Raw genomic sequence first — 26,362 nt, 5'->3', positions numbered from 1 at the left:
GAGCGGCGTGACGTCCTGATCGTTTCCGGACATCGTCAACCCGGGAACCGGACCGTGGTGCCTGGCATCAGCTGGACGACACGACCGTGGCATTCCACTTCGACCCCGGCGGCGTCCCGGGGATCGACACTGATGATGACGCCTTTACCGCTGACCCGCAGGTGCAGGTGAAGACCGCGGTAGTGGATCGGTATCGCAAGCACACCAAGGGATTCCGGCCAGTGCGGGGCGAGGATGATCCGGTCGGACCGGGTCTCGAGCCCGGTGAAGCACCGCTGCATGAGGTCGACGGTGCCCGCCATGGCCGCCAAGTGAATGCCCTCGGACGTGGTGCCGCCCTGGATGTCGGAGACGTCGGACTTCAGCGCCTGCTGGAAGAACTCCAGCGCGCGGTCGCGGTTGGCCCTGGCAAGCACCCAGGTGTGCACAACACCGCTGAGCGTCGAGCCGTGCGACGTACGCGCCAGGTAGTAGTCCACCATCTTCGGCACCTGATCGGAGGTGAAGCGGTAGCCGAGCCGCTCGAGTAGCTCACGCAACTCGGTTCCCGACAGCAGGTACAGCAACATCAGGGCATCGGCCTGCTTGGAAGCCTTGTAGCGGTTGACGTCGTCGTGCTCTGCCTCCAGGATGCGGTCCAGGCGTTGGATGTCGCCGTACTGCCGACGAAGGCGGTCCCAATCCAGTTCTGCCAGATCACCGTAACCCTCGAACTGACTGACGACGCCATCGTGGAACGGGACGTACATCCGGCGGCTGACCTCGTCCCAGTGCGCCAGTTCGGCACTGTTCAGTCCGAGCGCTTCCATCATGTCCAGCCGGTTGGGCAGCGGGAGCAGGTTCAGGGCATCGATGGCCCGCATGATCACCCAGACCGCCATCACGTTCGTGTAGGCGTTGTTGTCGATGCCGTCGTAGGGGGCGTCGGGATAGCCCGAGTGGAACTCGTCGGGCCCGATCACGCCCCGGATGCCGAAGCGGTCGCGCTCGTCGTCGTAGGTGGCCCTGCTGACGAAGAAGCGCGCGACCTCGGCCAGCAGCTCCGCGCCGTAGTCGATCAGATATGCGAGGTCGCCGGTGACCTGGTAGAACTTCCACGCGTTGTAGGCGACGGCGATACCGATGTGGTGCGCGCGAGCGCTGGCGTCCGGATTCCAGTGGCCGCTGCGCGGATTGAGGTGTAGCCGTTGGCTTTCCTCGCGGCCGTCACTGCCGGACTGCCAGGGAAACATCGCACCCGCATAGCCGGCAGCCGCGGCGGCTTGACGTGCTTCCGGGAGACGGCGGTAGCGGTATTTCAGCAGAGACCGGGTGATCGTCGGTAGCCGCAGGTTGAGCACGGGGAAGATGAACAGTTCGTCCCAGAAGATGTGGCCGCGATATGCCTCGCCGTGCAGTCCGCGGGCCGGCACCCCGACGTCGAGGTCGTCGGTGTTCGGTGACACCGTCTGCAGCAGATGCAGCATATGAAGCCGCAGGACGCGCAATTCGTCGCCGAAGTCATCGAACTCGATGGAAAGCCGTTCCCACAGATGCACCCAGTCGGTCCGATGCCCGTCCAGCAGCTCGTCGAACCGGCCGAGGCGGGAGATCCAGCGCTGAGCGTCGACAGCGGGTTCGGATGTCGCGACATCGCGCCCCGTGTGGACGGTGACGATCTTCTCGACAGTCACCGAATCGCCGACCGACAGCGCAACGTTGATGTCATGACCAATTTCGGCATCCTCGTCGAAGAGCCGGAAAGATGCCGAGACGGGCGCACCGTCGCGCCACACGGTGTTTCGCGCAGCGATGGCGACGGAGATGTGGGATTGGGTCGTCTGCGCGGTGAGCAGCACCGAAGCCGCAGAGATCTCGCGCGTCCGGACTGAGTCAAGATGTTGGTTGGCGAGGTCCCGGTAACGCTCGACAAGCGAGTTCGATACGCCGCCGTCCACGGTGGAGCGAATCTCGATGGTCCCCGACCAATCCTCGGCGACGATCGTCGTCTCGAGGGCGCCGACGTGGGGCATGTGCATCGCGACGAATCGTCGTTGCCGCAGTGCACTCGTCCGGCCGGCACCGTCGCGGAACCGCGCCTCGCGAGTCAGCACTGCGCCGCGAAGATCGAGGGTCTGCCGGTAGGACAGCACGTCGACCGCATCGATGTCGAACCACGTGCCGCCGTCGATCCGGAACGTCAGCGCAAGCCAGTTGGGCAGATTGACCAGGCTCTCGTTGTCGATCTGGGTGCCCGACACGTCGTCGACGAGGCGGTTGTACACCCCGGCGGCATAGGTGCCGGGGTAGTGCGCTTGCCCGGCCTTCGATTCCGGTGCGGCACCCCGGGTGGCGAAATACCCGTTTCCCAACGTGCACAACGCCTCGCGAAGCTTCTCGCTCTGCGGGTCGTACCCGTCGAAGGTGTACTCCCACGCCTCGCCCGAAACGTGATGCTTGTAGGCCAGCCACTGCGATCCGCGGTGGATGAAGCTGCGCACCTGATCGGGACTCTGCAGGACGAAGTGGGCTGCGGTCTTGCGGTCCCCGTCCTCGTCGTGCGCTACGACGATCCCGATTCCGTCGAAGTGAACCGTGTCGAAGGCGTCTTCGTCGGTGAGGTCGTCGCCGATGTAGATCGGCAACAAGGAACCGGTCGGGTCGATGCGATCACGGATCCAGGCCAGCGTGGTCCCCTTGTCCCAGTCGATATCGGGCCGCAGCTCGACGAGCATGCGCCCACTGGTCACCCGTAATCCGTCTCGCTGTCCCAGCAGGTGGGCCATGGCCACGATCTCATCGACGTGTTGCGGTTCGACCTCGCGGTAGTGCACCGCCACGGCAAAGCGCTTGTGCTCAACACGAACTCCCGGAATCCGGGCCAGGCCGTGGGTCAACTCGGTGGCCGCGCGTTCGAGCACAGGCACGCAAACCGCAGCCGCATCGTTGCAGTGGTAGGTGCCGTCCGGCCCTGTCAGCTCGAACCCGTGGCTACCTGCGTACCAGATGCCCGGTATGCCTACCCGGCTGCGGATGTCCGCGAGGTCACGTCCGCTCAGGATGGCCACTGGGCACGCCGCCGCGACGAGTTCCAGTGCCTCGGCCGCGCCGTTGACGAGCACGGCCGCAGCGGGATCGGAAACGATGGGGGACAGCGTGCCGTCATAGTCCAGGAACAAGACAGACTCTCGGGCGCTGGTGATCCCGATCAGCTGACCATATGACTCCAACGCATTCGGAAGTTCTGAGACGCGTTTGTCGCCGCGGCGAACGCGGACGTCTGCCACCTCGGCGACGACGACGTCGGCGCCGCTGTGCAGCAGGTCATCGGGATGTCCGCTCCGGTCGACACCGATGACGACGCCGAAACCGCCATCGCGGCCCGCGGTCACTCCGGCGGCGGTGTCCTCGATGACGACGCACCGTTGCGGCCGCACCCCGAGCCGGCGCGCGGCTTCCTGGAGTACCGCAGTCCCGCGTTCGCCGGCGATTCCGTCAACGCATACGTCGAACAGGTGGTCCACGCCTGCGGTCTTCAACGCGTGCTGACACTGCGGATTCGACGAGTGGGCCGCTGTGGCGACGTTGATGGCCCGCAGCGCTCTGGCCAGATCCGCGGTCGGTTCGAGGCACCGCGGATCGGTGCTCAGCGCACTGTCAACGTTGAAGAGCACCGCGTCGTGGCGACGCGGGTCGATGGTGATCGGCGGTTTCATGAAGTACGGACGAGCTGTCGTTCCAGCTCCAGCACGTGGCGAGTGGTCTTGATAACCGAGTCCGGGTTGAGGCTCATCGACTCGATACCGACCCGGACCAAGAACTCGGCCATGTCCGGGTAGTCCGAAGGCGCTTGTCCACACAGCCCCGAGTGAATTCCGTTGCGGCGGCAGCCCTCAACGGCCAGGCGGATCATCTCCTTGACCCCCTCGTCGCGCTCGTCGTAGTCGAACGCCACGATCTCGCTGTCACGATCCACGCCCAAGGTGAGTTGAGTCAGGTCGTTGGAGCCGATGGAGAATCCGTCGAAACGCTTGGCGAATTCATCGATCAGGATCACGTTGTTCGGGATCTCGCACATCGCGTACACCTTGAGCCCGTTCTCGCCCCGCCGCAGCCCCAGGTCCGCCATGGTCTGGAGGACGAGGTCCGCTTCGGCCACCCGGCGCACGAACGGGAGCATCAGGATGACGTTCGTCAGACCCATCTGTTCGCGCACGCGTCGCATCGCGCGGCACTCCAGCGCAAAGCCCTCCGCATAGGCGGGATGCGCATAGCGCGAGGCACCGCGGAAGCCGAGCATCGGGTTGCTTTCGGACGGTTCGAACGCTGCTCCACCGATCAGGCTGGCGTATTCGTTGGTCTTGAAATCCGACATCCGTACGACGACGGGCTTGGGCCAGAAAGCGGCGGCGATGGTGCCGATCCCTTCGGAAAGGCGCTCCACGAAGAAGGCGCTACCGTCCGGATAGTCGTGCGTGAGTCGATCGATCGTCCGCCGCGCCTCGGGGTCGTCGACCTTCTCGGGGTGCAGCAGCGCCAGCGGATGTACCCGGATGTACTCGCTGATGATGAACTCCATCCGAGCGAGTCCCACGCCGTCGTTCGGCAGGAACGACGTCTTGAAGGCGAGCGCGGGGTTCCCGAGGTTGATCATGATCTGGGTTCGCGGCCGTGCCAGATCGCCGACCTCGCTACGGTCCACGTGGAAGCTGAGTTCGCCCCGGTACACGCGGCCCGATTCGCCCTCGGCGCACGACACCGTCACGGTTTCGCCATCGGGCACACACGTGGTTCCGTCGCCGGTGCCCACCACAGCGGGGATGCCGAGTTCGCGAGCGATGATCGACGCGTGGCAGGTGCGACCGCCGCGGTCCGTGATGATCGCCGCGGCGGTCTTCATGATCGGCTCCCAGTCGGGCGTCGTGGTGTCGGCGACCAGTACCTCGCCGGGCTTGAACCCCGACAGGTGCTCGGGGTTATGGATCCGTCTCGCTACGCCCGAGGCGATCCGAGCGCCGACCGCCCGGCCCTCGGCGATTACCTCGCCTCGGCCCCTGAGCACATAGGTTTCCAGCGCCGTTGCGCTGTGCTGGGAGGCCACCGTCTCGGGACGGGCCTGGACGATGTAGAGCTTGCCGTCGAGACCGTCCTTGGCCCACTCCATATCCATCGGCCGCCCGTAGTGCGCCTCGATGGTGCACGCGTAGCCGGCCAGTTCCAGGACGTCCTCATCGGTGATGCAGAAGCGAGCACGGTCGGACTTCGGTGTCGGGATGTTTCGCACGGTGCTCTTCGTCCCACCTTCGACGAGGATCATTTTCACCGCCTTGTCGCCGACGCGGCGGCGCAACACGGCGCGGTGGCCGGCTAGATAGGTCGGCTTGTGGACGTAGAACTCGTCGGGGTCGACGGCGCCCTGAACCACATTTTCGCCAAGACCGTAGTCGCCCGTCACCAGGACGGCGTCGCGAAAGCCCGACTCGGTGTCGATGGAGAACATCACGCCCGATGACGCGATATCGGAGCGCACCATCTTCATCACGCCGATCGACAGGGACACCTTGAATTGATCGAAGCCCTGGTCGAGTCGGTAATGAATGGCGCGATCGGTGAACAAGCTGGCGAAACAACGCCGGCAGGTGTCGAGCAGACTCTGTTCGCCTTTGATGTTGAGGTACGAATCCTGTTGGCCGGCGAAGCTCGCCGTCGGCAGGTCCTCGGCGGTCGCCGAACTCCGCACAGCGAGACTCACCTCCTCGCCGTACTCCTGCTGAAGCTTGCGGTAGGCATCCAGAATCTCGGCGGCCAGATCGTCGGGAAGCCCGGCGCCGTAGACGATCTCACGGGCGCGCTTGCCTTTACGCGCCAGCGCTGTGACATCTTGGGGCTCCAGGTCGTCGAGCTCGGCGTGCAAGCGGTCCCAGGCGCCGGCCTGGTCCAACATGTAGCGATACGCCTCGGCGGTGATCGCGAATCCGTGCGGGACGCGAACGCCCTGCCCGGACAGCTTCTGGAACATCTCGCCCAGCGACGCGTTCTTTCCGCCGACGAGCGGCACGTCGTCGATGCCGAACTCCTCAAAAAAGCGAATATACCTCGATGTACCCATGACTTGTCCTCTCGTAGCGTGTCCCGCAACGTCGCCCGCGACCAGAGTCATTGCCGGCCAACGTTGTCCGCGGCTGCGGGTCGTGCAGCCAACGGTTCATCGCTCGAATACCTGGCTAGCCGCGTGTGCTTCCGTACTCTGCGCCACGAACGTCAACCTCCCACAGCGGCCAGCCGCGAGCCAGGGGCGAAGGTCACTCGAATGGGTGACGCACCAACGTGCGGTCGTTCAGCAGTTGGCCGTTGTGTCGGGACGCCAAGAATGTAGTGGCGGCAGGAGTGCGGTCTTCTTGTAGTGGTGATCCGCCATCCGCCGCAGGATGCTGTCGAGGACGACGACGGCGTCGTTGATATGCGGTCCCTTGTTGAGCATCACGCATTCGGCTCGTTCGCTCATTGCCGCATCGCTGATTTCTGCACGAGAGGGATTCCCTGTCTGGGCGAGCTGCTCGAGTACCTGCGTCGCCCAGATCACCGGCAAGTGCGCCGCCTCGCATAGCCAGAGGATCTCCTCCTGCAATTCGGCCAGCCGTTCATATCCGCACTCGACGGCCAGGTCACCCCGGGCGATCATCACTCCGACGTGCCCACGCTGCATCACCGTGAGCAACAGTTGGGGGAGATTCTCGAACGCCTGCCTGGTTTCGATTTTCAGCACGACGCCCAGTGCACCGTCATCGAGGCGATTCAACTCATCAAGCAGCTGTGTGACGTCGGAAGGGCATCTCACGAAAGACATCTCGACCAGATCAGCCAGCTCGACGACGGTCGAGAGATCGGATAGGTCTTGCTTGGTGAGAGCAGAGATCGGCAGCCTCGATTCCGGCACGTTCACGCCCTTGCCTGCCCGTAGCCGCGATCCCATGTCTGCGGCGTGGTCGATCCGCACTCCCAGCGCGTCGGGCTCAACGGTTACCACCTCGCCGCTGATCCGGCCGTCGTCGAGATACACCCGCTCGCCCAGGCGTACGTGATCGAAGATTTCAGGCAGGGTGCAGCCGATGCGGTGCGGGCAGCCGGCGGTTACCCGGGCTGGCAGGCAATCGCGGGTCAGCTCGAGAATGTCGCCACGGTGCAGGATGAGCTTCTGCTCGGTTTGGGGGAGTTCGCCGATGTGGGTCGGATCGTCCATGCCTTGGACATTCAGAATCGTCCCCGTGGCGAGGTAGGTGGTTTTGGCGGCGGCGATGACGAATCCGCCTGACTTGCTTGCGGTGTGAACCCATGCTTGTAGCTCCAGCCGACGCTTCGACCCACGCGTGTCGTGCAGGTGCAGGACATCGCCGACGCGACGACGGTCGAGCCACTTCCGGGGTACCTTGATCGACGGCATGCCGGTCTCGGGAGGAGCCAATGGCGCGTCCGTGGTGGTCAACCAGGCTTGTGCCGGGGCGGTCACTTGTCCCAGCTCGTTTCTGCGTGGCCGAAGTTTGACGCAGCGCGGCCCGGGTTCCAATGGGCCGGTTCGAAGCTTTGGTCCAGCGAGGTCCATCGCGACCAGGCAGCTTCGCCCTGCAGCCTCAGCTGCCTGACGCACATGCCGTGCCATGGAGCGCCAGGCGTCGGCATCGTCGTGTGCACAGTTGATGCGCGCAATATTCATGCCGCTTTCCACCAGCTGGCGGACCAACGCGGGGTCTACTGCCGCATTGGATGGGAGGGTGACCATGATGCGCGTGCCGCGATCGACCGGGTCGGGCCCCAATAGTTCCTGCGTTCGGTTACGGAGCAGGTCGGCGCCTCGGTCGCCGGATGAGTCGGCTGCCGTCTCGGGTTGGAAACCGTCGCCGAGCATGGCGCTGATTGCGGACCTCACCGAAATCAGCGTGGCCTCGACGTGCGGCTCGCTCCGACCTAACGAGGAGAGGCCATAAGCGGACAGCCGGAACTGCAGGTCGCGCAGATCACTCTGACGTATTGCCCAGTAATGCACCATATTTCGTGCACTCGACCGATGTTCGGCCGTCACATCCGCTAGCCAACGGGACCACATGCGCTCGGCAGCGGACAACTGCGTCAGGAGTTCGTCTACGTCGTCGAGTAACTTGTTCAGCTGCTGGCTCGTTGGTTCAACGTCATTCTTCATATTGAGCACTGGCGCTCCAAAGTATTCGACAGCGCCGACATCCGGCGATGCAAGCTATCGGGGCCGAAAAGACCGAGACTCCCCAGCGGTGCGTCCTGCCCTCGGTCTGGCCCGACGTTACCGAGATCCCGACACGGGGCCGTAGGGGAATTGGTCCCCGATCCCGATAACATCAGGTGAACAGCAGCGGTCAACAGAAGGCTTCTCACCTGTCCCAATGACTTTCCAACTGGATCGCTGGACCTGGATGGAGTTGCGCTACCGCAGGTTTGACGTCGCGAGGGCCGTGCGGGTCATTCGGATTGGCTGGGTCCGGCTGCGTGTGGGGGTGGCTGGAATTGAAGTGTGCTCGCCAACTGGAGGTCGCTCACGACCGAAGCTACCCATCGCCGCACGTGCGCCTGTTCACGCCAGTCGCCTGCTTTGCTCTTCGCCATTGCGCTGGCCGGAAATCCTTTCGCGTCAGAGCTGAGGCAGCCGCCAAAAGTAGCGTGACCGCGGGCGCCCACTCGGGCGATCAGTTTCTTCACCTGCGACGTTGGCGGGATGTCGCGTTGTGCAGCAGTGTCGTCAAGCGGCCCGCTGCTGACCAGCCATACCGGCAACTCCCGCAGGGTGGCGTCGTTTCGTCGCACGAAGCGCCTCGCGTCACGGTGCCATCTATTCGCGTACAGCGCGCCCGCCACGATTACCGCGTCAAATCCGTTCAGGTCGTGGATATCTCGCGCGCTGGACACCAAGACTTGATAGCCGGCGTCGGTGAGTGCCTCGCCAATCATGCGAGCCAAGCCCGCGGTGCCGCCCCGCTTGGATCCGAAGGCGATGAGTATTCTGGTCATCGGTGGCGCGTCGTTTCCGGGCTGCTGGGCATCGAGGATGCTTCGGCGTTGGCCCTGATCTGTCGGAGCGTCGCGCGCATGATGTGGGCGACGAATGGCCGGATCAGCCACCAATACCGCAGAAACCGCCGACGCGAACCGGGATCTGTAGTCACAGTGCGGCATTCGTAAGTCAGCAGCGAGGCGGACTCGCCGCAAGGCAAGACCGAAATGTTCGCGGCGATCTTGCCCCAACCAGATTCGGCGAAGCCGCTGAAATCCTCCGCCGCTACGTTGTGCCATTCAATGGTGGGCTGCCAGAACTTTCCCACTGCGCCGAGCGCGATCTCGCGGTTCGGCTGCTGCCCAAGCGATACCCACCCCGGTAAGGTGAGCTGTTCGCCGATCACCAGGCGGGGCGGGGGCGGAGTTGCCACGCCAGACCAGCGGGCGGGCAGACCGCGAAGCCACATTGACAGGGTCAGCAACGGCGTGCGAACCGTGAGCAGGTCCAGCTCCCGTGCGGCCGCGAAGGTCGCCGGCGGATCTGCGGCTACCACCAAGTGTTCGGCGATCACGACGTCATATGTCGGCATCGCTGATTCGATCAACATTCGGCCGGTAGCAGGTGTGGTCACGGCAACAATGTTCGCGCGGCCCGCCGGCCGCCCGTAGGGCCTAAGGTCCCGGCTCCGCAGGTGAGTGACTCCGGCCTGTCCGTCCGAATTGCTTTCGGTCCTGGAGACGCCACGATGCGGCCGATCCCCAACTCTCGGGAATGCGAGGACCTTGTCCTCTGCCACTTGGCTGTTGGCGTGGTCAGTATTTAACCGGCCCGGGCTTGTCGCCCCACCAGACGACCGATTTACGAGGAGATTTCCCATGGCTATCAGAGTGGGTGTGAATGGCTTCGGCCGCGTCGGCCGAAACTTCTTTCGTGCGGTGGACGTACAACGCGCGGCAGGCACCACCGACATCGAGATCGTCGCGGTGAACGACCTCACGGACAACAAAACTCTGTCTCACCTGCTCAAGTACGACTCGGTCCTCGGACGTTTACCGCACGACGTGTCGGCCGACGGCGACGAGCTCGTGGTGGGAGACCAGCGGATCAAGGCGTGGTCCATCGCCGACGGGCCGGCGGCGGTGCCGTGGGGCGACCTCGGGGTGGATGTCGTCATTGAATCGACCGGTCGGTTCACTGCCGCCGAGCAGGCGCGCGGTCACCTCCACGGCGGCGCGAAGAAGGTGGTGGTGTCGGCGACATCGAAGGGTGCGGACCTCACCGTTGTGATGGGTGTCAACCATCGCGACTACGACGGCACGCAGACGGTTGTCTCCAACGCCTCGTGTACTACGAACTGCCTGGCGCCGATGGCGATGGTGCTCGACGAGGTGTTCGGAATCGAGCGCGGGCTCATGACCACCATCCACGCGTACACCGCAGACCAGAACCTGCAGGACGGTCCGCATCGCGACCTTCGGCGAGCTCGCGCCGCGGCGATCAACGTGGTGCCCACGTCCACCGGGGCCGCCCGCGCGATCAGTGTGGTGCTGCCCCAGCTCGAAGGCCGACTCGACGGGTACGCGCTGCGGGTGCCGGTGCCAACGGGTTCAGCCACCGATCTCACCGTCATCGTGCGAGAGCCGGCAACCGCCGAGGCGGTCAATGCCGCGTTTGCGACCGCGGCCGCCGGGGAGCTGAGGGGCTTCCTCACCTACACCGAGGATCCCATCGTCTCCTCCGACATCGTGACCGACCCCTCGTCATGCATCTTCGACGCCGGACTCACCAAGGTCACGGGTGACCTGGTGAAGGTCGTCGGCTGGTACGACAATGAATGGGGCTACTCCCACCGCCTGGTGGACTTGACCGACCTTGTCGCATCCACGCTCTGACGGGCTCCGTCGGCGGGTCAGAGGTCTGCGGAACCGTCCGCCAGGGCGATCGGTTCAGGAGCGATGTCGAACAGTCGCTCGACGTCGGCGCGAGTGCAGGTCGCGGTTCCCGGGGTCATCAGCATGGCGGCACCCGTGGCGATACCCAGCCGAATCGACTTGGTGAGTGACCACCCGCCGCTCAGCCCGACGGCGAGCCCGGCGATCATGGCATCGCCGGCACCCACACCACTACCCGACCGTACTGCCACCGGCGGATAGCGCTGGGCGCCTTCGGCATTGACGAACAATGCACCCTGGACGCCCAGTGACACCAGGACATTGTGTGCACACCCACGCTCGATGAGCTCTCGGGCCGCCGCGACCCGTTGGGTCTCGTCCGGCAAGTCGCGGCGGACACATTCGCGGAGCTCACGGACACTGGGCTTGAGCAGGAAAACCCTGTCGCCGGTGAGGTGGCGCAGACCGCTGCCAGAGGTGTCGAGGATCAGCTGGGTGCCCAGCTGCGCGCAGACACCGGCGACTCGGTTGTAGAAATCTGGCGATACGTTGGGCGGCAGACTGCCGCTGGCGACCACAAAGTCGGCCGAAGCTGCCAGCGAACGCAGCTCCCGGAGACATTCCTCTTGCTCGGCGGCGCTGAGGGCCGGTCCGGGCAGCACGAACCGGTATTGCCGTTCGGTAAGGCGTTCGTTCACCGTGAAGCTCTCCCGGGTCGGCTCGGCGATCGGAATCCGGCGCACGGGCACGCCTGCGGCACCAAGCAGCGCGGAGACAAGATCGCCACTGGCGCCGCCCGCGGGAAAGATGGCCACTGCCGAGGTGCCGAGAACCTGTGCCACCCGGGCGACGTTGATACCGCCACCGCCGGGGTCGTAACGCGCAGCGCCGCAACGCATTTTGTCGGTCGGCATCACTACGTCGGTGCTGGTGGTGATATCGAGCGCCGGATTCATCGTCACGGTGACGATCCGGGCACTAGTGGAGGGTGAAACCGCATCGGTGGCGATTGGCGTCACGACGATCACCTGCTTTCCGTTCCGCCTCGACCCTAGGGAAGGCGCTGGGTGGCGTTAATGGTCGTTAGTCCACGACACGCTGCCATTCGACCCGATCTGGGTTTGCCTCCCGATCAACCAACAGTTCGGGCCAACGACGATCGACGCATCCTGTCGGTGCACTGCGAATCCGAACAACATTGTGCCTGCGTTTCGACGACTTGCGGCCCTGCCGCACGAGCGCCGCGCGGTGCATAGTCACCGCATGGAGCACCTGACCGCACTTGACGCCAGTTTTCTGCAAGCTGAGGACTCCGATCCCCATGTCAGTCTGGCGGTCGGTGGCGTCTCGATCGTTGAAGGGCCGCCTATTGACTACGGTGAGCTCGTGTCCGCGTTCACCGAACGGGTACAAGCCATTCCGCGCTGCACACAAATGGTGCGCACGCACGTACTCGATCTGGGCTCACCGGAATGGGTGGACGACCATCACTTTGACATCGCGCATCATTTCCACCGGGTCGCACTGCCGCATCCCGGCGATGACGCCGAGTTGTTCCGGATGATCGCCAGCATCATGGAGCGACGGCTCGACCGTGAGCGCCCGCTCTGGGAGTGCTGGATCATCGAGGGGCTCACCGACGATAGGTGGGCGGTGCTGATGAAGATCCACCACTGTATAGCCGACGGTATCGCGACAGCGCAGATGTTCGCCAAGCTCAGCGACGACGGTGCCGGTGAGACATTCGCGACCAGTACTCGCGCCGCGAAGGAGTCCGGGAACTCCATCATGGGCCTGCTGCGGCCGAGCCTGAACCCGCTGAACTGGATAGGTGACACCTGGCGAGCGACGCGAGCCGTAGCCGGCGCCGCCGAGCACGCCTTGGTCGGCGCCGCAGAGCTGACGGCCACTGTGCTCACTGCCGCGGGGGAGTCATCGCTGAACGGGCCGGTCACCAAGATGCGTCGGTACAGTGCGGCCCGGGTGGACCTCGCCGTCATGAAGGAGGTGTGCCGGGCTTTCAAGGTGACGCTCAACGACGTTGCGCTGGCCGCGATCACCAACAGCTACCGGACGATGTTGATCGGCCGCGGGGAAACGCCGGGACACCACGCACTGCGCACACTCGTGCCCGTGTCGATGCGCTCGGCGAGCGACTTTGACGTAACCGACAATCGGGTGTCGGCGATGCTGCCGCTCTTGCCGGTCGACGAGCCCGATCCGGTCAAGCAGCTGGAGATCGTGCACAGGCGACTCACGGAGGTCAAGGGGAGTGGCCAACGGGAAGGCGGCAGCGCGGTATTGTCGCTGGCGCAGACCATTCCATTTGCGTTCTCGGCCTGGGTGATCAGGTTCCTGACGAGGTTGCCGCAGAACTCGGTGACCGCGCTGGCGACGAATGTGCCCGGGCCGCGCGCGCGGCAGCACCTGATGGGCAGGGCGGTGCTGGAGATCCTGCCGGTACCGCCGATCGCTCTTCATCTACGCACCGGCATAGCGATGATCAGCTATGCCGACAGCTTCTTCTTCGGCATCACTGCCGACTACGACAGCGCCCCGGACGTCGACGGATTGGCCCGCGGCATCGAGGACGATGTGCGGGCGCTGGCTGCGCTCGCCGGCTCGCGGCGTCGCAACCAACGTGACGCGGTGTCAACCGACCCCGCCAGTTAGCTCCGCCGCAGGCGCCCGTCGGTAGATAGCGGCACCGGCGGTGATCCCCGCGCCGGCGGCGATGAGCAGGACGCGGGCACCGGGCGGGAGCCCTTCGGCCGCGCAATCGAGTGCGGCCGCCAGCGAAGCGGTGTGCATTCTCTCGTCGTCTGCGACGACGATCCGGTCTACCGGCACCCCGAGGTGGGTGGCCAGTGCGGCGCGGTACCCGTGCCGGGCCGGAGCCGCGACGATCATGTCGACGTCGGCAAGTCCGAGCGAGGCCTCCCGGAGGCAGTTTCGGGCCACCTGACTCCCGGCGGTCGCGAACCGCTCGTCCACTGTGGTGGACTGCTTGAATCGAAGCACATTTCGTTTGTCTTCGAATCCTACTGTGGCACTGAAGGTCTCATTGTCGTCGGGGAAGTTCGCCCAGTGGACGCGTCCGAGTCCGTAGTCGTCGTCCGTCCAGCCACACAGCAGTGCCGCCCCGACAGGAGAGAACGGATAGCCTTCACTCATGCCGTGACCCGGGTCGGCGTCACTCGCGACGACCAATGCGCAGTCGATGGTGCGTGACCGCAAGAAGCCGTCGACGATCTGCAGTGCCGTGAGTACGCCACAGGTCCCGTTGGCTATGTCGAACGAGAATGTGCCGTGAGCGTCGGCATGCGGGTCCTCGGTGTTGGCCCCAACGTCCTCCTGAATCAGTGCTGCGAGCGCAGGCTCTGCCAGGTTCCGGTCCCGGTAGATACCGGCATTGACCAGAAGGTCCACATCGTCGGGGCCCCGTCCGGCCCGTCCCAGACAGGTTTTGGCCGCGGCGACGGCGAGTCGTAATGCGCTGTGCCGATTGCGCCACCCACCGCGGGTGACAGCGACGCGATCAATGACTGTGCCCAAAGCGATTCACCAGCTCCTCGTCCACGGTAAGGAGAACGATGCCGATCTCCAGACCTGATGCCAATGCGATCAGCGCGATGGTCTCGCCCGGCTGTATGCGCCCCGCTTCGAGTTCTTCGACCAGGGCCACCGTATGCGTTGTCGACGCAGTGTTCCCATAGCGATCGACGGTGATGACGGCGTCGTGCCGTGGACTGTCACCGAACGACGCCGTGACCGCGGCCATTCCCTTGCGTATCGCGCGGGCGGAGGTCTGATGAGTGATCACGTGATCGATGTCGTGCATCGAGATGCCGGCCGCATCGAGCGCTTCGCGCAATAGCAGTGGGGTGTCGGCGATGGCTGCCCGTTGAATACCACGGGAATTGGTGAACATCCGGGCACCGGGATCTCGCCCCTTCGGATAGCCCAGACAAAGGCGGCTGTAGTCGGCGACGGTGGTAAAGCCGGCAAGGCGGATTCCAGCGGACCCGAGGGGGGCGCGTTCGAGGAGTAGGGCAGCGCCGGCGTCACCCAATGTCAGGCAGGCAAGTTCGTTGCTCATGATGTTGCGGATGTGGCGGGCCGCGTTCTGACCGAGTTGGGAGATGTACTCGCCACTGACGACCAACCCGCTCGCAACGGTGCCCTGCCGGATCCAGTTGTTGAGAACCGTTACGCCTGTCAACATTCCGGCACACGCATTGGACAGGTCGAACGTCATTGCGCGCTCAGCCCCGATGGCATGGGCGACGGCGCTGCTCATCGTCGGCTCCACCCACTGCGTCAAGCCGCCACGAAGCTTCGTGATGCTGCAGCTGATTACTACATCGAGCTCCGCAGCACTGTGGTGTGGGGCCTTGCTCAGACAGTCGAGCGCGGCTGCGGTCGCGAGACTCAGGGAGTCTTCATCTCCTATCGAGACACGACGTTCGCGAATGCCGGTCAGTCGTTCCAGATCGATATGCGTGTGATGCCGCGTGGTCGCCATCAAATCGTCCGTCGTGAGACGAGTGACGGGCAGATGTCGCCCTGCACCGGCCAAGCGGGTGCCGAACTGCGCCGGGACTCCGTCGCCCTCCAATACCAACCAATGCTTGGCCATTCGTCTCATCCATTCGTTTCACTGAGGATGGGTCGCCGCGGCGGCCCGGCGGCCGACGGGGAATCGAGGAGAACCTCAGGCGAACGTCGGTTCGGTGTCGGGCTCAGGGCCGAAACAAATCGGCGTCCCGCAATCCTCAGCGGGTGGTGCTGTACGACGAAGTCCACGAGAACATCTCCGACTGGCCGTCAACGTTCGCGACGAGCCGTCCCAGCGCGACGCTTCCCGACCGAATCCAACGTTCGGGCTCGGAGCGAATCGACATCGCTCGCCAATCTATGGGCATGACCCGGACGCTACCGACGTGAAATGGCTGCTGCCAGGGCCATAGGTCCTGAGTGCTGATCGCGAGCGAGCCGAGGCGGCGTCCACCGTGTGTCCTTGCCGGATACAACCTTGCGCTCGGGCGGTACCGCCACTTCAATGTGGCGAAACCAGCTGTGAACAAGGACATTACGGCGTACTTCAATCACTGGCCTTGGCTGACTCTTGAGGGTCCGAGGCACACGGGGAGATGGCTTATTCCCCGCAGCAATGTGCTGTCGTTCATGGTTGGCGTGCCGGAGAGAGTCAGTCGGGGGAACCGTTCGAACAGAGCTTGCAGGCCGATCTGCAGCTCCATGCGGGCCAGCGGAGCGCCAAGGCAGACGTGGCTTCCGGAACCGAAGCTGACATGATCGCGTGCGTTGACGCGAGCCGTATCGAATTCGTCGGGTCGTTCGAAAACGCCTGGGTCGCGGTTGGCACCGGCAAGGAGGACGAAGACGGCCATGCCCTCTCGCACGGTGTGGCCGCCGAGCTGAACTTCCGCTGTGGCCACTCTGACTCCGATTTGGGAGACCGAGTCGTAGCGCAGTGCTTCTTCTACGGCGTTGGGCCAGCCTTCGGGATGTGCCTGGAGGCCGGCCAGTTGGTCGGGGTGATTGACCAGCGCCACCACTGCATTGCTGAATTGATGTGCAGTAGTGAGGTATCCGGCACCGAGGAGTAGGCCGGCGAAAGTCCGGATCTCGAAGTCGGAGAGTTCGGTGTCTTGCATAACGGCGTACAGGATGCCGTCGCCGGCACTACCGTCGCGGAGCCGCTCGATGTGCGTGGCGAGGTAATTTTCGAACTCGCGCAGCCCCGCAACCGCGGTCCGGAAGTTGCGCCAGGACGGCGCTGTGGTGGTGATCAATTTGGCGGCAGATTCACCCATTTCGTACAGGTGAGGCGTATCGCCAGGTGGAATCCCCAGCATCTCGGCGATGATCTCGATGGGGATCCGCGAAGCGTAAGCGGCAACCAATTCGCAGTCGCTGCCGTCCTCGAGTTCGCTCAGCAAGCCGTCGGCGACCTCGTGGATGCGCCGGCGAAGCCCGTCGATCGCTTTCGGGGTGAACGCCCGCGATACGAGGCGTCGCAGCCGTGCGTGCTCGGGTTCGTCGACCATCAGCAGCGATGGCGGCTCCACGGGGTTGATCACGCGGGGATTGGTTTTCTCGAATAGTCGCTGGACGGTCCGAAACGGCGAGCGATCTTGGGGTTTGGCTGTGCGGAAGCTGCTGTCCCGCAGTATCTCTCGAACCAGTTGCAGATCGGCGGTGACCCAGGCGTTGCTCCCGAATGCCGGCGCCATACGTCCCTGTCGGCGAATCCGCTCGATCAGGTCGTAGGAACATTCATGCTGGTCGTCGTCGAGGAGTAGCTGGGCGAACGGGTCGCCGCGACGTGCCAGAACCTTGAGCGTTGCGCGGGGGAGCCCGTACCCCATCAGCCAATGTGACCAGGTCTTGATATCCACATTCACGTTATTCGCCCCCGCGGATCGACTACCGGTCAGGCTAGCCGTGAATGTGCCGATCCTGTCCGTGGATCGCGATTATCGGTGATAGCAGTCGCTCGCCAGGATCTCCACCCCGCGCCAACCCGCAGCTCATCGTGACCGCGACACACTCCTCGCTCGCCCAGGATGTGTGCGCTAATTCTGGCCTCCGCGCTTTCTGACCGCGCGCAGCCAGGCCCAAAGGGCGATCAACGGGATCACGAGGCCGCCGACACCAAGGATCAGGAATCGGGTCGGCCCCTGAATGTTGCTGACCAACCAGTCGAAGTTCTGTCCGAAGAACCCAGTCACGAACGTCAGCGGCAGAAAGATGGTCGCGAGGACGGTAAGGCGTTCCATCGTGGCGCTCTGCTGCACGCTGACTCGCGTCTGCTCGACCGCGACGACGGCGATGTTCGCCTGCAAGATGGTGGCGAGCAAGTCGCGCTGTGCTGACACCTCTTCGTTGATCAATTGCAGGCCGTCGTGGACGTCACGAAGGTAGTGCGCCACCGGCGTGTCAGCAGCACCGCGTTCGGCGGCGGTGAGCACCGACAGCAACGGGTGGACCGCTCGGTAGAAATTGCTGACTTCTCGACGTAGGAGGTAGATCCGTTCGGTGGGGGCGACGGCACCGGAGAAGACCGTGCCTTCGACTTCCTCGATGTCGTGTTCGAGGCCGGCGACGACCGGGCCGTAGGCCCGCACCACCTGGTCGAGCACCGCCCACAACACTGACGCGGTCCCGACCTTGAGAAGGTCGGGATGCTCCTCCAGCCGCGCCCTGGCGGCGTGGAGCTCACTGGCGACACCCTGGCGGACGGTGATCACGAAGTTGGGTCCCACGAAGATACTGATTTCGCCGAAGTCGACTTCCTCGCGGTCGTCGTCGTACCGAGCGGTGCGAAGAATCACCAGTTGCACATCGGGCTCGAAGTGCTCGATCTTTGGTCGCAGGTGGAACGTCCCGGCGTCTTCGACCGCCAACTCGTGCAGGTCGAAAGCCTCCCGCACTCGAGCCATTTCGTCAGCCGTCGGTTCGAACATCCCGAGCCAGACGAATCCGCCATCCCGGCATCGCTGTGCCGCTTCGTCGATGGGCATTGCTGCCTCGCCCTGACGCACTCCGTCAAGGTAGTGCGCGCAGTCAACTATCATGCCGTCTCCCAATCGAATTCGTGCCACGCCGGGCTACGGTGCCGAACGGAGTAAAGCGGTTGAACCTGTGCGGACGATGTAAATCGGCTGCGAGTTCACTACTTCGACGCGACTGTCGAATAACTCGGTCAGATTCACCCCGCCCACGGGCACGCGAAGCCGCCAAGAATCCCCCAAGCCGGTCGCCGCATGGTCTTGGGTGACGACCGCGGATGACGTCCGCGCAACCACCGACAGGGAACGGACATCATGCATCGAGTAATGAACGCAGCGGCTGTGCTCGGAGGCGTTGCACTGGCGTGCCTGGGGCTGGGCGCAGGGACAGCTCATGCTGTCACCGGCCCGCATCAATGGTGCCCAGGCGACTCGATGTGGATATCCGGAAACCATGTGACCAATCCCGTGATCTGGGACGAGACCGTCTGCCATACCTACTACATGGTGCAGTTCGGCCACGGCAACGTCGCCCAGAATGTTTGGGATGGACCGAATCCACCAGAGGATGACCCGCCGGTTGGCCCTGCTCCCAATCCGTTGCCGGGCATGTGCTGGTCTTTGTTCATCCCTGTGCCCTGCCGGTAGAGGCCGACGGCCGTAAAACTGGTTGGCGGCCAACAACTGCCGCTGCTACGTTCGTTGGCAGGCCGTGCGAGAGGACAAGGAGGTGGTACCCGTGAACGTATCGACGTGGGTGCTCCTCTTCAGAGACACGGTCGGGCGATAGGTCGTCCGGGAGCGCCGTTTGACGAGCTCTCCCGAAAGGCACGACCATGCACTTCATTTCCGAAAAACGCCTCGATGACGGCAGTCTCGAACGCGCCTTCAACCTCGGTGACATACCCGGCATCCTGTGGACGCCCGCGTCCGCACCGGCGCCGCTGATCCTCGTCGGCCATCCCGGCGGACTGCCGGCGATGTATCCACGAGTGGCGAGCCGCGCCCGACGCTCCTTGGCGAACGGCTTTGCCGCGGCCACCATCGAACTTCCCGGTTGCGGGGACCGGCCCCGGTTGGCCGACGCCGAGCAGGCCCGCGCGGATCTGCGCCGGGCGCTTTCAGTCGGAGCGCCGGTCGACGACATCGTCGACCGGCTTGTCCTCCCTCTCGTCGAAGCGGCTGTCCCGGAATGGCGACACCTTCTCGACGTACTCCTCTCACTTCCCGAGATCAGCGGCCCCGTGGGGTACTCGGGCGGGTTGATCGCCATCGGCATCCGGTTGGCAGTAGTCGAATCCCGCATCGCGGCCGCCGGTTTGTTCGCCGGCAGTTTTGTCCCTCGCTCCATGTTCGGCGAGGCCCGTCGGATCACGATCCCGCTGCACGTGCTGCTGCAGTGGGACGACGAGTCGAACGACCGGCAACAGGCACTGAACCTGTTCGACGCCTTCGGCTCTCACGAGAAGACTTTGCAGGCCAACATGGGCGGCCACACCGGCGTCCCGCAGTTCGCGGGGGAGGACGCGGCCCGCTTCTTCACCCGGCATCTGATGCCGATCGGCCGTCTGCGGTCAGGTGCCGCGAGGACTCTGACCGCGCGCGGCCCCGATGTGGCTCCGTTATGGTCGTGACCGGGTCGGGGGATGAGCCGCAACTTGACGCACACCACAGGAAGACGTGAGGGGCAACCTATGAACACGAGCACGTACCGCCGTACCGCAGCCGCCGGCCTGGCCGCCGTTGCGTTGACCGCTGTCGGCTGCAGCAATGGCGCCACCGTCGATGTCTCGGCACAGCCCCAGGTCGCGTTGATCGTCACGTCCGAGGTGCCGGCGCCGTCCCCCGAAGTGAAACTCGTAGGGGATCGGGACGTCGAGGTCACACTCACCGGCCCGATCGCTGCGAAGTACTCGTCGGCGACCGACAGCCAGAAGGCGACCCTCGGCAAGCCACTGACGGGTGACCACAACGCCGGCACCCGGGACAGCGGAGTCATTTTCCAGCAGTTCCAGGGTGGCGCGATCGTCGCCAAGAACGACGATGCCGGTACCCCGGCGTACATCATCTCGGGCAAGATTCGCGAAGCCTGGAATGTCCAACGGGACGCGGATGGCGTGCCGTCGGCCACCGGCAGCAACGGCTCGGCGGGCCCGTTGGGTGTCGTCACGAGCGACGAGACCGCAGTGGGCGGCCAGCTGGCCACGACGTTCGAGCACGGGAAGATCGCGTACGACACGACAACCGGTCAGGTTGAGGTGACGGTCAATGGGAAGGTCGTGCCGTCGGGGCTGCCGTCGTGAGCGGTCCTTGGAATCGGCGGCGATGCCGAACGGGATTGGAGAACGCTCGCTGCCGACCGCCCTATCCCAGGATCGCCTGAGCTGCGCGCTCGGCGATCAACATGACCGGCGCGTTGGTGTTGCGCGACGTGATGGTGTCAAGCCCTCGGCGTCGTCGACTTCCCGAAGTCGGGTACGAAACCTGCTGAACAGGACTCGTAAGTTCGTCGCCGCGGCGATCGAGGAGGCACCATTGCGGCCATATACGTAGATTCAACTACGTAGTTAAACCTGCCTATATTGGCGCTTGCGCATCGGTGTCGATCTGGCCGACCCTGCGGCGGGTCTCGATGGGGGTGTGCAGCCGCCAGTCACCCGACTGATGCCGCGTGCGTGCCGGCCGCCAGATACTGTGCCGATGAACATCGTGAGGAGTGTCGAGCCATCGGGTGCCGTGCTGCGGAGCGCGCAGCGTGTTGTGGATGTTCTTGCAGCGCAAGGGGTGCCGTTCATCTTCGGCATCCCCGGTGCAAAGGTCGACGCCATCTTCGATGCCCTGCTCGACGGCGGACCGCAGCTGGTGGTGTGCCGCCACGAACAGAACGCGGCGTTCATGGCGGGTGCGATCGGCCGGCTCACCGGTACCCCGGGCGTGGTGCTGGTGACCTCCGGTCCCGGGACCACCAACCTGGCCACGGGACTGCTCACCGCCACCACCGAGCAGGACCCGGTGCTCGCGCTCTGCGGTGCGGTCAGCCGGGAGAATCGGCTCAAGCGCACCCACCAGTCGATGGACGCCGCGGCCATGCTCGCCACGGTCACGAAGTTCACCGGTGAAATCGCTGACCCCGACAATGCCGCCGAGGCGGTGATGAACGCATTGCGCGCGTGCACGACCGAGCCCCGAGGCGCCGCAGCCGTCGTCCTGCCGTCGGATGTACTGGCAGCTCCCACCGCGGCGCGGTTGACACGTCCCACGGCAGTGCCCGTTCAGGGACCCGCACCTGCCGATTCGATCACTGCGGCAAGCGATCTCATTCGAAGGGCCGGCCGCCCGGTGATCCTGGCAGGCATGCGAGCCGCCGACCCGGTCAGCTGCACCGCACTGCGCGCCCTGGTGAGCGCAACCGGACTGCCCGTGGTTGAGACGTTTCAAGGTGCCGGGACGGTCTCCCGGGAGCTGGAAGACCACTATCTGGGCCGTATCGGGCTGTTCCGCAACCAGCCCGGTGATGTCGTGACCGCGCGCGCCGACGTGCTGATCACCGTCGGGTTCGACCCGGTGGAATATGACCCGGCACTGTGGAACACCGACCCCGGCCGCACGGTCATCCACATCGACACCATCGTCGCGCAGCTGGACACCCACTATCAGCCCGCCCTGGAGCTCCGCGGATCCATCGCGGCCACGCTCGAGCGCCTGACCGCCCAGCTCGCAGGTCTTCGGATCGGCGCTGATTTCGCCGTCGAGCTCGACCGCGAACGTCGAGCACTGGCCGACCTCGATACCCAGGCCTGCGCCTCACCGGACACCGACGCCGGGGTCAACCCCGCCGCGCTGGTCCTGGCCCTGCGCGATGTCCTCGACGACGAAGCCACGATCGCCTGCGATATCGGCTCGAACTATATCTACATGGCACGTCATTTCCGGGTGTACCGGCCGCGGCATCTGTTGTTCTCCAACGGACAGCAAACCCTCGGAGTCGGACTGCCCTGGGCCATGGCCGCCAGTATGGTCAGGCCCGGCACACAGGTGGTCTCGGTCTCCGGCGACGGCGGATTCCTTTTCTCGGCACAGGAACTGGAGACCGCGGTGCGAATGGGCCTGACCTTCACCCATGTGCTGATGCGGGACAACACCTATGACATGGTGGGATTTCAGGAGAAGCTGAAGTACGGTCGCGCCTCGGGTATCCAGCTGGGCGACTACGATATCGTCTCGTATGCGAAGGCTTTCGGCGCCAAAGGATATCGCGTCAGCGACCTCGCAGGGTTCACCACCGTGCTGAGGCAGGCGCTCACCGAGAGCGGTCCCACACTGATCGACGTGCCCGTCGATTACAGGCACAACACCGACCTGGCCGCGCACCTGCACGCCGACCAGTTCGAATGAGCGACATGCCAACTGAGAACAGTGCTGGCGCACACGAACACTTCCCCCGATGGGCCAAGCGGATACTGGCCCACCACCGCGGCAATGAGCTCTACCAGACCGCCACGATGGATGCGTTGCTGGCCGGGGTGTACGACGGCGACGTCACCATCGGTGAGCTGCTCAGCCACGGCGATTTCGGGCTGGGTACCTTCAACCGGCTCGACGGGGAGATGGTGATCCTCGACGGTGTGTGCCATCACCTGCGCTCCGACGGATCCGCTGTCACCGCGGGCGCCGAGGAACGCACACCGTTCGCCGCGGTCACCTGGTTCCGCAGTGACCGGACCCTGACGGTGAGCGCGCCCGCGACATGGTCCGAGATCACCGCACGGGTCGACACAGTCACCGGCAGCACCAATCTCATCTACGCCCTCAAGATCACGGGGCGATTCGACACCATTCGCACCCGGACGGTGCGCGCGCAAACCCGGCCGTACCCGCGGCTGGTCGATGCCACCGAAGGACAAGCCGAGACCAGCTTCGCCGACCTCGGCGGCACCCTGATCGGCTTCCGCATGCCCGACAGCGACGAAGGTATCTCCGTGGCCGGCTATCACCTGCATTTCCTGGACGAGGCGCAGGGCCGCGGTGGACATTGCCTGGAGTTCCAGATGAGTCGCGGCACCGTCGACATCTGCACCATCGCCGATATGCACCTCAGCCTGCCGCGGACCCCGCAGTTCCTGAACGCCGCACTCGACTCTGCCGACACCGCAGCACAGATCCGCAAAACCGAAGGAGGCCACCAGCCCGCGCAACCGGCCGAGGGTGAATGAGCACGGATGCCGGTCGCTACCGCACCGGCCGGTTGAGCTTCAGCACACAATTTCGTCGCCGGCGGCAGATGGTGCCGCCCTGGTGGCCAAAGCGGCATGCACGGAACTGATGGCACTGGAACCCTCGCCGACAGCCGCAGCGACCCTTTTGATCGAGCCAGATCGGACATCGCCGACGGCCATGATTCCCGGGACGCTGGTTTCAAAAGGCAGCGGTCGGCGACCCAGTTCAGTCCACCGGTCGCCGAGGGCACTGTCCGGTATCTGGGCGTCGGTGAGGATGAACCCGTGATCGTCGAGGGCGAAGTCGGTGAGCCACTCAGTGGCGGGCGCGGCGCCGATGAAGCAGAACAGGCCGACGCAGTCATGATCAGCGGAGACGGGCCGTCCATCGGGGCCGAGGGTGGTCATCGTGATCGCGGCCAACCGATCAGTGCCGGACAACGCCGTCACCTCGGTGCGGATGTGAACCGTGATCCGGGGATGGGCCAGGATCCGGTCGGCCAGGTATGCCGACATGCCTACCGTCAGCGAGCTACTGCGCACACAGATATCGACCCGGCTGGCGCGCTCGGCGAGAAACAGGGCGGCCTGGCCGGCTGAGTTCGCGCCCCCGACGACGGTGACCGGTGCCGCGGTGCACCGCCTGGCCTCCAGTTCGGTTGCAGCGTAATAGATTCCAGCTCCCTCGAATTCGGCCCACCGGTCCAGTGGCAACGATCGATAGTGTGCTCCGGTGGCGATGATGACCGCACGGGTGGTGATCGTGGTGGAGTCGGCCAGCTTGATGTAGATCCCGCTCGCGGTGGCTTCGACGCCGACAGCTCTGCGCGGGGAATCGATGCGCGCCCCGAATTTCTGGGCCTGGATGGCGGCTCGACCGGTGAGGTCGGCACCACTGAGCCCGGAGGTGAACCCCAGGTAGTTCTCGATGCGTGAGCTGCTGGCGGCCTGACCACCCGGAGCGACGGCTTCGACGACCAGTGTCCGTAGGCCTTCGGAGGCTCCATACACGGCCGCGCCCAGGCCCGCGGGACCGGCGCCGATGATGACCACCTCGACGTCGGCGTCCTCAGCTGCGGTGCTGGTGAATCCGAACGCGTGCGCGAGGCGGGTGGGTGTGGCGCGACGAATCACTGCTTCTGCGGTCACGATCGCGGGCAGGTCGTTCGGGTGCAGACCGGTGTCGCGGGCGAGGCGCGCGCCTGCCTCGGAGTGAAAGTCGGTCCAGGTGAAGGGCAATTGGAGGCGGTCGAGGTAGGTGTGCAGGGCCAGGGTGCCGGCCGATGGTGCGCCGGCGAGCACTTCGATGGTGGCGGCCTGGCGGCTCAGCAGATTCTGCCGCCGCGCGACCAGTGCCCGCAGGATCAGGTCGGACAGGTCGGGTTGTTCGTCCATCAGGCGGCGGAAGTGCGACGGGTCGATGCGCAGAACGGTGCCTGCGGTGGCGGCCATGGCGTCGAAATAGGTGGCCTGCCCGGTCAGCAGGTTGAGTTCGCCGGTGAATTGTCTGGGCCCGTAGTGTGCCACCAGCGTCTCGGCGGTGTCGGTACTGGCCCTGCGCACCACTTCCACTGTGCCGGTCTCGACAACGATCATGTCGCATCCGGCCTGCCCTGCCTGGAAGAGAGTATCGCCGGCGCTCACGCTCTGGCGAATTCCGTAGGTGGACAACAGATGCCACTGTTGCTCAGACATTTCCGGGGCGGCGGGGTTGTCGCCGGATCCTGCCGAGCAGCCCAGTGCGAGCGCCAGTGTGGCGGTGGTCTGCTGCAGGGCGGCGGTGACCGCGGGGGTTGCGGCCAGCGCGTCAAGGGCCACGAAATCGTGTACCGTCCCGCCGTAACGCGCCGATGTGGTTTCCACGCCTGCAGCGCGCAGTGTGGCCGCCAGGGCTTCACCCTCATCGCGGACAGGATCGGCTTCGGCGGTGATGATCAAAGTGGGCGGTAATCCCGCCAGCGTGTCGGGGTCGATTCCCTGCACGAGGGTCCCCGTCGGTGTCTCGTCGCCGGTGTAGTGCTGCCACCAGCGTCGCGCGGTGGCGCTGGACAGCAAGAAGCCTTCGGCGAACGTCCGGTGTGACGGCATTGCCTGTGAGGGGTCGATGAGTGGGCACAGGGCCGCCAGGAAACTGAGGTGAACATCGTTGCTGCGCAACGACATCAGCGCCACACTGATCGCCAGGGTGGCGCCGATGGAATCGCCGGCGATCGCGATACGGGTGGGGTCGATGCCGTGGGCGGCGCCGGTGGTGGTGACCCATCGGCACACGGTATGGATCTGCTCGACGGTCTGCCGATGACGCGCATCCCAGGCAGAGCCGTAATCGGGACAGACCACGGCGGCGCCAGTGTGTTGAACAAGATGCTGCACGAGGCGATCCCGGGTCGCAGGGGCTCCGGACAGCAGGTCTCCGCCACGGATGTACACGATGGCCGGGACGGGATCGGTCACCGCGGTGGGCCGGACGAGGCGGACGTTGATCCGGCCGGCATGCTCGCAATCGACCACCGTCCATTCCTCGTGGTCGGTGTCGATGACGGGCCAGTGTTCGTGAACGGGGTGGGCGGGCGTTTCGTGCCGATCCTCAGGTCTGTCGACGTCGCTGCTGCTGTGTTGGTGGCGCCCGGTGGCACGGCCGAGGATGGCGCGCACCGTGGGATCGAGTGCACCCGTTGTCACGTACTCGTCGGCCATCGAATCCCTTCCCACAGTGATGCC

17 protein-coding genes are annotated in these 26,362 nt (G+C 64.9%); 6 read left to right on the top strand and 11 right to left on the bottom strand.

The window, feature by feature from the left end; all coding sequences use genetic code 11:
* Nucleotides 1-35: 35 nt before the first annotated feature.
* The 5 genes from otsB to G6N59_RS02895 all read right to left on the bottom strand — a co-directional run bounded on the left by otsB (nucleotide 36) and on the right by G6N59_RS02895 (nucleotide 9,569).
* The gene (otsB, locus tag G6N59_RS02915) at nucleotides 36-3,695 is read right to left on the bottom strand and encodes a trehalose-phosphatase (RefSeq protein WP_138229300.1); all 3,660 of its coding nucleotides are present in this window, start codon (nucleotides 3,693-3,695) and stop codon (nucleotides 36-38) included.
* On the bottom strand, nucleotides 3,692-6,088 hold the full coding sequence (ppsA, locus tag G6N59_RS02910; protein WP_138229299.1) for a phosphoenolpyruvate synthase: 2,397 nt from the start codon (nucleotides 6,086-6,088) through the stop codon (nucleotides 3,692-3,694). The genes otsB and ppsA overlap by 4 nt, the downstream gene beginning before the upstream one ends.
* A gap of 228 nt (nucleotides 6,089-6,316) precedes the next feature.
* A complete protein-coding gene (locus tag G6N59_RS02905) occupies nucleotides 6,317-8,173 on the bottom strand; it encodes a pyruvate kinase (protein ID WP_138229390.1) in 1,857 nt (618 codons plus the stop codon).
* Nucleotides 8,174-8,466: 293 nt separating this feature from the next.
* A complete protein-coding gene (locus tag G6N59_RS02900; RefSeq protein WP_138229298.1) occupies nucleotides 8,467-9,012 on the bottom strand; it encodes a flavodoxin domain-containing protein in 546 nt (181 codons plus the stop codon).
* Entirely contained in the window at nucleotides 9,009-9,569 is a 561-nt protein-coding gene (locus tag G6N59_RS02895; protein ID WP_138229297.1) for a hypothetical protein, read from the bottom strand. The genes G6N59_RS02900 and G6N59_RS02895 overlap by 4 nt, the downstream gene beginning before the upstream one ends.
* 304 nt (nucleotides 9,570-9,873) lie before the next feature.
* On the opposite strand from G6N59_RS02895, the gene gap reads away from it, so the two are divergent.
* Nucleotides 9,874-10,890: a type I glyceraldehyde-3-phosphate dehydrogenase gene (gap, locus tag G6N59_RS02890; RefSeq protein ID WP_138229296.1), complete on the top strand. Its 1,017-nt coding sequence runs from the start codon at nucleotides 9,874-9,876 to the stop codon at nucleotides 10,888-10,890.
* 17 nt (nucleotides 10,891-10,907) lie between these two features.
* Here gap and G6N59_RS02885 read toward each other — a convergent pair whose 3' ends face one another.
* Entirely contained in the window at nucleotides 10,908-11,909 is a 1,002-nt protein-coding gene (locus G6N59_RS02885; RefSeq protein ID WP_407665801.1) for a 1-phosphofructokinase family hexose kinase, read from the bottom strand.
* A gap of 244 nt (nucleotides 11,910-12,153) precedes the next feature.
* Between G6N59_RS02885 and G6N59_RS02880 the strand changes: the two genes are divergently transcribed.
* Nucleotides 12,154-13,563 carry a WS/DGAT/MGAT family O-acyltransferase gene (locus G6N59_RS02880; RefSeq protein ID WP_138229295.1) on the top strand — a complete coding sequence of 470 codons (1,410 nt, stop codon included), beginning with the start codon at nucleotides 12,154-12,156 and terminating at the stop codon, nucleotides 13,561-13,563.
* Here the strand turns inward: G6N59_RS02880 and G6N59_RS02875 are convergent.
* The 4 genes from G6N59_RS02875 to G6N59_RS02860 form a co-directional block, all read right to left on the bottom strand.
* The gene (locus G6N59_RS02875; RefSeq protein WP_138229294.1) at nucleotides 13,543-14,445 is read right to left on the bottom strand and encodes a 3-oxoacyl-[acyl-carrier-protein] synthase III C-terminal domain-containing protein; all 903 of its coding nucleotides are present in this window, start codon (nucleotides 14,443-14,445) and stop codon (nucleotides 13,543-13,545) included. The genes G6N59_RS02880 and G6N59_RS02875 overlap by 21 nt on opposite strands.
* Nucleotides 14,429-15,529 carry a 3-oxoacyl-ACP synthase III family protein gene (locus G6N59_RS02870; RefSeq protein WP_138229293.1) on the bottom strand — a complete coding sequence of 367 codons (1,101 nt, stop codon included), beginning with the start codon at nucleotides 15,527-15,529 and terminating at the stop codon, nucleotides 14,429-14,431. The genes G6N59_RS02875 and G6N59_RS02870 overlap by 17 nt, the downstream gene beginning before the upstream one ends.
* Before the next feature lie 469 nt (nucleotides 15,530-15,998).
* Nucleotides 15,999-17,318, bottom strand: coding sequence for a cytochrome P450 (locus G6N59_RS02865; protein WP_138229292.1), 1,320 nt, complete (start codon nucleotides 17,316-17,318; stop codon nucleotides 15,999-16,001).
* 171 nt (nucleotides 17,319-17,489) lie between these two features.
* Nucleotides 17,490-18,491: a magnesium and cobalt transport protein CorA gene (locus G6N59_RS02860; protein ID WP_138229291.1), complete on the bottom strand. Its 1,002-nt coding sequence runs from the start codon at nucleotides 18,489-18,491 to the stop codon at nucleotides 17,490-17,492.
* A gap of 770 nt (nucleotides 18,492-19,261) precedes the next feature.
* On the opposite strand from G6N59_RS02860, the gene G6N59_RS02855 reads away from it, so the two are divergent.
* From G6N59_RS02855 to budA, 4 genes are all read left to right on the top strand, one after another.
* Nucleotides 19,262-20,059: a dienelactone hydrolase family protein gene (locus tag G6N59_RS02855; RefSeq protein ID WP_234884114.1), complete on the top strand. Its 798-nt coding sequence runs from the start codon at nucleotides 19,262-19,264 to the stop codon at nucleotides 20,057-20,059.
* 60 nt (nucleotides 20,060-20,119) lie between these two features.
* Entirely contained in the window at nucleotides 20,120-20,728 is a 609-nt protein-coding gene (locus G6N59_RS02850) for an LGFP repeat-containing protein (protein WP_138229290.1), read from the top strand.
* Nucleotides 20,729-21,125: 397 nt separating this feature from the next.
* On the top strand, nucleotides 21,126-22,820 hold the full coding sequence (gene alsS / locus G6N59_RS02845; RefSeq protein ID WP_138229289.1) for an acetolactate synthase AlsS: 1,695 nt from the start codon (nucleotides 21,126-21,128) through the stop codon (nucleotides 22,818-22,820).
* A 5-nt stretch (nucleotides 22,821-22,825) separates the two neighbouring features.
* Nucleotides 22,826-23,638 (top strand): acetolactate decarboxylase, encoded by an 813-nt coding sequence (gene budA / locus G6N59_RS02840; protein WP_138229288.1) that lies wholly within the window; start codon nucleotides 22,826-22,828, stop codon nucleotides 23,636-23,638.
* Nucleotides 23,639-23,677: 39 nt separating this feature from the next.
* Here budA and G6N59_RS02835 read toward each other — a convergent pair whose 3' ends face one another.
* Entirely contained in the window at nucleotides 23,678-26,338 is a 2,661-nt protein-coding gene (locus G6N59_RS02835) for an alpha/beta hydrolase fold domain-containing protein (RefSeq protein ID WP_138229287.1), read from the bottom strand.
* Nucleotides 26,339-26,362 lie beyond the last annotated feature (24 nt).

This window comes from Mycolicibacterium aubagnense (genome assembly GCF_010730955.1).
Taxonomy (GTDB): domain Bacteria; phylum Actinomycetota; class Actinomycetes; order Mycobacteriales; family Mycobacteriaceae; genus Mycobacterium; species Mycobacterium aubagnense.
Note: the sequence above shows the minus strand (reverse complement) of the source record. Positions and strands in the feature narration are given on the sequence as shown.

Bases quoted from the DNA above. Each gene is read 5' to 3' on its own strand.
- G6N59_RS02835 (WP_138229287.1), bottom strand. From the start codon at position 26,338: ATGGCCGACGAGTACGTGACAACGGGTGCACTCGATCCCACGGTGCGC.
- G6N59_RS02905 (WP_138229390.1), bottom strand. From the start codon at position 8,173: ATGAAGAATGACGTTGAACCAACGAGCCAGCAGCTGAACAAGTTACTC.
- otsB (WP_138229300.1), bottom strand. From the start codon at position 3,695: ATGAAACCGCCGATCACCATCGACCCGCGTCGCCACGACGCGGTGCTC.
- gap (WP_138229296.1), top strand. From the start codon at position 9,874: ATGGCTATCAGAGTGGGTGTGAATGGCTTCGGCCGCGTCGGCCGAAAC.
- G6N59_RS02870 (WP_138229293.1), bottom strand. From the start codon at position 15,529: ATGGCCAAGCATTGGTTGGTATTGGAGGGCGACGGAGTCCCGGCGCAG.
- G6N59_RS02850 (WP_138229290.1), top strand. From the start codon at position 20,120: ATGAACACGAGCACGTACCGCCGTACCGCAGCCGCCGGCCTGGCCGCC.
- alsS (WP_138229289.1), top strand. From the start codon at position 21,126: ATGAACATCGTGAGGAGTGTCGAGCCATCGGGTGCCGTGCTGCGGAGC.
- budA (WP_138229288.1), top strand. From the start codon at position 22,826: ATGCCAACTGAGAACAGTGCTGGCGCACACGAACACTTCCCCCGATGG.
- G6N59_RS02900 (WP_138229298.1), bottom strand. From the start codon at position 9,012: ATGACCAGAATACTCATCGCCTTCGGATCCAAGCGGGGCGGCACCGCG.
- G6N59_RS02855 (WP_234884114.1), top strand. From the start codon at position 19,262: ATGCACTTCATTTCCGAAAAACGCCTCGATGACGGCAGTCTCGAACGC.
- G6N59_RS02860 (WP_138229291.1), bottom strand. From the start codon at position 18,491: ATGATAGTTGACTGCGCGCACTACCTTGACGGAGTGCGTCAGGGCGAG.
- ppsA (WP_138229299.1), bottom strand. From the start codon at position 6,088: ATGGGTACATCGAGGTATATTCGCTTTTTTGAGGAGTTCGGCATCGAC.
- G6N59_RS02880 (WP_138229295.1), top strand. From the start codon at position 12,154: ATGGAGCACCTGACCGCACTTGACGCCAGTTTTCTGCAAGCTGAGGAC.